General features: G+C 68.5%; 4 protein-coding genes. 3 read left to right on the top strand and 1 reads right to left on the bottom strand.

Annotated features, from left to right (window positions below; genetic code table 11):
- Nucleotides 1–2,426 (bottom strand): FxSxx-COOH system tetratricopeptide repeat protein (gene fxsT / locus ABZ780_RS24430; protein ID WP_357487600.1); only part of this gene is annotated, 2,426 nt, incomplete at its 3' end.
- A 516-nt stretch (nucleotides 2,427–2,942) separates the two neighbouring features.
- Between fxsT and ABZ780_RS24425 the strand changes: the two genes are divergently transcribed.
- From ABZ780_RS24425 to ABZ780_RS24415, 3 genes are all read left to right on the top strand, one after another.
- Nucleotides 2,943–5,324 carry a protein kinase gene (locus ABZ780_RS24425; protein ID WP_357487599.1) on the top strand — a complete coding sequence of 794 codons (2,382 nt, stop codon included), beginning with the start codon at nucleotides 2,943–2,945 and terminating at the stop codon, nucleotides 5,322–5,324.
- A gap of 73 nt (nucleotides 5,325–5,397) precedes the next feature.
- Nucleotides 5,398–6,804 carry an FAD-dependent monooxygenase gene (locus tag ABZ780_RS24420; RefSeq protein ID WP_357487598.1) on the top strand — a complete coding sequence of 469 codons (1,407 nt, stop codon included), beginning with the start codon at nucleotides 5,398–5,400 and terminating at the stop codon, nucleotides 6,802–6,804.
- Nucleotides 6,805–7,029: 225 nt separating this feature from the next.
- The gene (locus tag ABZ780_RS24415; protein WP_357487597.1) at nucleotides 7,030–7,212 is read left to right on the top strand and encodes a hypothetical protein; all 183 of its coding nucleotides are present in this window, start codon (nucleotides 7,030–7,032) and stop codon (nucleotides 7,210–7,212) included.
- Nucleotides 7,213–7,252 lie beyond the last annotated feature (40 nt).

Genomic DNA, 7,252 nt, shown 5'->3' with positions numbered 1-7,252 from the left:
CCGGCTTCGCCTTTCCAATGGGCGATGTTGGCGCGGGTGGTCAGGGTGTGGGGGTGGTTGGGGCCGAGGATGCGGAGTTGGTCGGCGAGTAGTTGTTCGTGGGCGGTGATGGCGGTGTGGTGGTCGCCGGTTTCGCCCTTCAAATTGGCGATGTTGGCGCGGGTGGTCAGGGTGTGGGGGTGGTTGGGGCCGAGGATGCGGAGTCGGTCGGTGAGGAGTTCTTTGTAGTCGCTGATGGCGGTGTGGTGGTCGCCGGCTTCGCCTTTCCAATGGGCGATGTTGGAGCGGGTGGTCAGGGTGTGGGGGTGGTTGGGGCCGAGGATGCGGAGTTGGTCGGTGAGTAGTTGTTCGTGGGCGGTGATGGCGGTGTGGTGGTCGCCGGTTTCGCCCTTCCATCCGGCGATCTGGCCGCGGGTCTTCAAGGTGTCGGGGTGGTCGGCACCGAGAACAGCAGTTCGGCGAGCTAGAACGTCCTCAGCGTTATCGATGCTCTCTTCGAGTCTCCCGAGGACGCCTACGACGATGGTGTAGTCACTGGCGGAGCGCAGCGTGGCAGGGTCGTTGGGGCCGAGGGTCCTTTGTCGGCGGGCCAGGGTGTCCTCGATCAGGTCGAGTGCTTCCCGGTCGCGCCCCTGGTTGTGAAAGGCGTGCGCGAGTTCGGAGGCGGCCGTGAGGGTGTGCCGATCATCAGGCCTCAACTCCTGTCGCCAACGATCGTAGAGATGCTGGGCAAGGCCGAAACCCGCGTCGGTGTTGCCGCTGTACAGCAGGTAGAGCATCGCAGCGCACGCCGTGTCGCGGAGGCGGTGATCGTCGATGTCACCGACGTCCAAGGCCAGCAGATGCGGCATGAGCTGAGACCAGGCTGGCCACGTTGCCGCCGAAGCTGGCTCGCCGGGGTGGCTGGCGGCCAACAGGCTGCCCGCCTGCCGGCGCAGCTCGTCGCGCGCGGATGTATCAAGCTGGCTGAGAACGAGAGTCTGCACCAGCCGATGAACCTGGATGCCGCGCTGTGACACTCGGACCAGGTCACCGAGTTGCGTTGCGGTCCGGTGCAGCCGCATCGGGTTGGCCACTACCGGCCGCAGTGACTCCAAAACGGCACTGGGAGCAGCGCTAAGCAACGTCATCGGGATGGGCTCGGGGGCGAGAACGCAACAGAGGCGGAGTAGGTCCAGAGCCTCGCCGTGATCGGCAAGCTCGTTGATCGAGACACGCAGCGCCCCGGCGAGCGACCGCGGATACGAGGGCGGCAACCCTTCGTTGAGCACCTCGTCAGCATTGGTGTCCAACATCTGTACGTACAGCTCGGCCGGCATCGTGGATAGCACGTTGGCCGCCTGGACCAGGGCCAACGGAAGATCGCCCAGCCTGTCGGCTACCAGATCGGCGTCCTCGGCCGACAGCTCCGACACTCGATTGCGCAGGAGCGTCACCGACTCCCGCCGCGTCAGTAACTCAAGGTCGACTCTCGCGAACTCCGACCAGTTCCGGGACCGCGACGTGATGAGGACGTGGCCGACACCAGCGGGCACCCAGGGCTGGACGGCCACTGCGGTCTCCGCGTTGTCGAACACCAGCAGCCATCGCTTCGGCTGCTGCAAGAGTCTGCGCAGCGCGGGTAGCGCCCCGGCTTCGCCATGCTCGACGACCAACCCCAGATCGGCGGCGAGCGCCGTGAGCTGTGCCGGCACCAACTGTGGATCCTCGGCGTTGATCCACGCCACGAGGTCGTACTGGGCAGCGAACCGGTGGACGTATTCCACCGCGACCTGGGTCTTGCCGACCCCGCCGAGTGGAACCCCCGATTGGACCACCACGGGTTGCCCCGGTCGAAGACCACGACGCACGGTGTCAATGTCACGATCCCGACCGATGAAGTCCGCGTTACGATGCGGGACCTGCCACAGCGTTGGTTGATGTCCCCCCGGCAGTCGTGGCGCCTCGGCCGCCGGTCGAGGCCGAGGAACCCGCGTGCCGGGGAAAACGGGTTCGGCCACGGGGCGCTGTGGCCCTTGCACCGCGTTGATCAGGACGCGGTGCGCGTCCTCCGCCGACCTGTCAGCGAGACTGGGCGCGATAAGCGCGTTCAGCACTGCGGGGAGCGCGACATCTCCAATGCGCAGCGGAACCAGCCGGCCCTGCCGGTCGCGCCGGGACATGACCGCCGTCCACTCATCCGTGGTGAACCGCTGGTGTTCGAAGTAGGCCTCGGAGAACAGCGCCACCATGCGGTCGGCCCGCTCCAACGCCTGGTTGATGCGTACCACCGAGTTGTCGCCAGCGGCCCAGTCCCACAGGTCCAGTTCCACCACGTACCCGGCCTGTTCCAGGTGCCAGGCCACCCACTCCGCCCAGGCCCGGTCGGGGCCAGCGTAGGAAATGAACAGCTTCTCGCCGGTCGTAGCACTGGCATCTGTTGTCACGCCAACAGGCCTACCACATCACCATCAGCGAGCCCATCGTCCAGCTGTCGTTCTGGCGACACTGCTGTGGCCGGAACAAGGTCGACGACCGCGCCGGTGCGTATGACCAGCACTAATTTGGCGAACAGCCGAGCCGCTGGATCGGCCCTTTTGATTTCTCTGTGGCCGTACCGTTTCGTCAGACACCGTTGCACCTTGTCCCGCTAATCGGTAGTCCGCTCGCCATTGCTCCCCGCGACTCAATGGACCTTCGTCGTCCACAGGGGCCAGGTCCGGGCGGACCGGGGGGCACGCAGGACTGGTCTCCGCGGAGTTCGAATTCATTCGATATTCTCAGCTGCGCAGCCAATGTACGTGTTGGTAACATAGCGCTGGGCGACAATGCGCGTGTCGAGCGTGGAATCGGTCTAAATGACGTGGTGGTAGCAGCTGATCCGACGTGTGACTTACGCGACTGTCGGCTTCTCGCCTGCCGCAGAAATTGGGCCTGTAATCATCGCCCGGTACCTTCCTGTCGTGCCTGATGCCCCGCGACAGTTGATCGCCAATCGCTACCGGCTGGTACGTCCGCTCGGGCAGGGCGGAATGGGCCGCGTGTGGCAGGCCCGTGACGAGATGCTCGAACGAGATGTCGCTATCAAGGAGTTGGTGGCGCCTCCTGGCCTGCGTGACGACGAGCGCCGGGAGATGCGTGAACGGTCGATGCGTGAGGCGCGGGCCGTCGCCCGGCTGGGCCACGTCAACGTGGTGCGGGTCTTCGACGTGCTGCACTCGGGGGACGATCCGTGGATCGTGATGGAGCTTGTTCCGTCCCGGTCTCTGCACGAGGTTCTCGAAGCCGAGGGGCCGATGTCGGCGGCCCACGCCGCGCGGATCGGGCTGGGCGTGCTCAGTGCGCTGCGGGCCGCGCACCGGGCGGGTGTGTTGCACCGGGATGTGAAGCCGGCCAACGTGCTGCTGGCCGATGACGGCCGGGTGGTGTTGACCGATTTCGGGTTGGCGACCCTCCCGGGTGATCCGCGGATGACGCAGACGGGGATCGTGCTCGGTTCACCGGCGTACCTCGCGCCGGAGCGGGCCACCGACGGCGACGTCGGTCCGGCTGCTGATCTGTGGTCGCTTGGCGCGACTCTCTACGCGGCGGTCGAGGGCCGTACCCCGTATCAACGTTCGTCTCCGATGGCGACGCTGGCGGCGCTGGCCACCGAGCCGCCACCGGCGGCCCAACGCGCCGGCCAGTTGACCCCGCTCCTCGAAGGACTGCTGCGTCGGGACCCGGCTCAGCGGATCAACATCGAGGAGGCCGACCGCCTCCTGCGGCACGCCGCCGGCCCGGTCGACCCGGCCAGCGGGGAAGGCCAGACCGGCCCGCTGTGCGCGGTCGGCCCGAGCGGCTCGACGGCCGCCGCGTCCGGGTCAGCCGTGCCGGTGGCGAGGATCAACACCGGCGACGGTACGCCTCAGTCGATCGTGCCCGAGTTCGTCACCGCCAGGTCCGGCCGCCCGGTCGAGTCGCCGCCGACCGTCCCGGCGGCAAACGCCACCTCACCGGCTCCCGCCGTGACGGCGGAATCCTCGCCGGCCCCCGCTGCGGCGATGGAATCCTCGCCGGTTCCCGCCGTGCCGGCGGAGTCGTCGCCGGTGGTCTCCACGACGTGGACCGGGCCGCTTCCGAGTCCGGCAGTTCCCGGGTCGGTCGTGCCGCCGGACGGCGGTGTTGCGCCGGCCAGTGGCTCGGCCCGTCGACGTCGCGGGTGGCTTGTCGGCTCGATCGCCGCCGCCGTGCTGGTCGTGTTGCTGGTGAGCGCGTCGCTGCTGACCGGCGCACCGTCCGGCGGGCCGGGCCCGGCCACGGCCCCGACCGCCGACCCCTCGTCGGTTGCCGAAGCGCCGGTCGCCAGGGTGCTGCCGCCGCCCTCCGGCTGGCACTACCACCGGGACGATCCGCGTTTCCTCGTACCGGTGCCGGACGGCTGGCAGCCGGTGCGCGACGGCGAGCGGGCCGAATTCCGCGAGCCGGACGGCAGCCGACGGCTCGTCTTCGACCAACTCCGGTCGATCCCCGCCGACCTGGTCGCCGAGCTGCGAACGCGGGAGAAGTCGGACCGTCGCCGCTACGCCAACTATCAGCGGGTCCGACTCGCCGCGCTCGGCTACCAGGTGCGGGCGGCCGAGTGGGAGTGGACGTACACCGATGCCGACGGCACGCCGATGCGTGCGACGAGCCGTGCCTTCGTCGATCGCAACGGGCACGCGTACACGATCGGCTGGACCACCTCGGACGCCGAATGGTCGGTCAGCCGGGGGATCTTCGCGCTTGTCACGGATGGGTTCCAGGGGCTGCCGGTGACCACCGCTTCGCCGTCGGCGTCGGCCGGCGCCCTACCTGCCGGGGGCGCGGGGCGGCCGTCGACCGGGCCGGGCGGCGGTGCGACGACTCCTGCGGGCGATGCCGGGCAGCAGTCTTCGGCGCCTGCGGCTCCGCCGGCCTCGCCGACGAAGAGCAGCGCACCCACCGGGCAGCAGATCAGCAGTTTCGCCAGCGACAGGTGCATCGACATCCCGGAGGGCAAGGCCACCGCCGGCGCCCGCCTCCAGATCTGGGACTGCCGGCGGACCGCGAAGCAACTGTGGACCTTCCCGGCCGACGGTACGGTCCGCTCGATGGGCAAGTGCCTGGACGTCGCCGGCCACTCGACGGCCGACGGCGCGGCCGTCATCCTGGCCGACTGCTCGGGCGCCGCGTCCCAGAAGTTCAACCTCAACAAGGCCCACGACCTGGTGAACGTCCGGGCGGACAGATGTGTCGACGTGCTCGACGGCAACCCCGGCAACGGTGCCCGGTTGCAGATCTGGCAGTGCACCGGAAACGCCAACCAGAAATGGCGGGCCAGCTGAGCGCTGACTCCGGACGCTCCGATGGTTACGGTCGTGGATGCCGAGGTTTCCCGACCAGCCGAGGAGCGATCGCATGGCACCCTCTCCGTCCCGGCTCTTCGCCGAGATAGCGACGGCGCAACGACCGGTTGAGACCTCAGTGGTCATGCGACGTGCGGTGGTGCTCGGTGGCAGCATGGCCGGGCTGCTGGCGGCCCGGGTGCTGAGCGACCACGCCGACGAGGTGCTGATCATCGAACGGGACCCGTCCGATGTCGATGCCGGGCCTCGTCCGGGTGTGCCCCAGGGCAGCCAGGTGCACGCGCTGCTGCCCGCCGGTCAGGTCCAGTTGGAACGCTGGTTTCCCGGCATCGCCGACGAGGCGCTCGCACTCGGTGCCCCGCCGCCACCCAGCGACGAGGGCACCGCGAAGGTCTACGTGAACGGCGTGCTGGGGCTGCCGCCGGCCGCGACCGACACCGGGCCGGCGCTGATCACCACGCGTCCGTTCCTGGAGGCGCTGGTCCGACGGCGGACCCTCGCCGTCGGCAACATCCGCATGGTGTACGGCCGGGCGGACGGCCTGCTCGTCGACGAGCGGCGCGTCACCGGCGCCCGATACGTGCCCGAGGGCGGCACCGGGCCCGTCGTCGAAGCGGCGGACCTGGTGGTCGACGCGATGGGACGGTCGAGCCGGCTGAGCGACTGGCTGGCCGAGCACGGGTGGCCCCGCCCGCCGATGCGACGAATGCCGATCAAGCTGAACTACGCGACGGCGCTCTACAAGCGCGACGAAAAGGTCAGCGACGCGTGGGTGGCGGTCTTCCACACCATGGCCGGCAAGGGTCGTACCGCCCGGATCGGTGGGATCAACTCGGTCGAGGGTGACCGCTGGATCATGTTGGTGGCCGGCTACGACGAGGACCGGCCCAGCCGCGACGTCGCCGACTTCACCGCACGTTGTCGGGAGCACTACCCGCAGATGTTCGGTGACATCGCCGAGCGCGGGGAGATGCTGGGCGGGGTGGTCACCTACCACCAGGCGGACAGCCGCCGCCGCGACTTCCACAAGCTCGACCGCCTGCCCGCCGGGTTGGTCGCCGCCGGGGACGCCGTCGCTTCCTTCAACCCGGTGTACGGCCAGGGCATGACCTCCGCGACCCTGCACGCGTCCTGCCTGTCGGCGTACCTGCGGTCCGGCCCGAAGCCACAGGATGAGCCCGCGCGGGCGTACTTCGACCAGGTCCGCGTGGTGGTCGACGCCGCCTGGCAGATCTCCACCACCGCCGACATCGAACTGCCGCACGTGAACGGGCCGTACCCGCCGGGGTACCGGGTCACCAAGTGGTTCGGTGACCTGCTCTTCCGGGCGTCGCTGACCGATCCGGTGCTCAACGCCCGGCTGGGCAGGGTCACCACCATGCTCGACCACCCGGCGACTCTGAGCCGCCCCGGCACCCTGCTCCGGGCGCTGCGGCTCAGCCTGTTCGGGAGGCGTTGACCGCCAATCTCGGCAAATTGCAGATCGCACTTTTAGTTCTGTGCGCGGACAGCACCGTGTTGTCAGAAACCGCTACGTCCTAATTCGCGGGTCGACAATCGACTCGCCATTTTTCCCGGGCCTGAGCTGAGCGGTGCCGTGCACAGGTGACACGCGGTGGTGACGTGGATCGGTCCGGGAGACTGACGGGCGCGCAACACCAGCAGACACCGGAGGCTTCAGCCCGTGAACGGACTGTTTCCGTTGCCTGGGTTGGTTCCGGAAGAGCCCGTGAGTCCCGCATGTCTGGCTACTGTGGAGTCGATCAATTCGGTATTCATGATCACGCAATTGGTCTACGTGTTGGTAACATCGCGCTGGGCGACAGTGCCGGTGTCGATGGTGGACCTGGCGGAAATGGTGGGATGACCTCCGAGTCGACGTGTGACATACGCAACTGTCGGGTTCT

It is taken from the genome of Micromonospora sp. NPDC047467, from assembly GCF_040643095.1.
GTDB lineage: Bacteria > Actinomycetota > Actinomycetes > Mycobacteriales > Micromonosporaceae > Micromonospora.
Note: the sequence above shows the minus strand (reverse complement) of the source record. Positions and strands in the feature narration are given on the sequence as shown.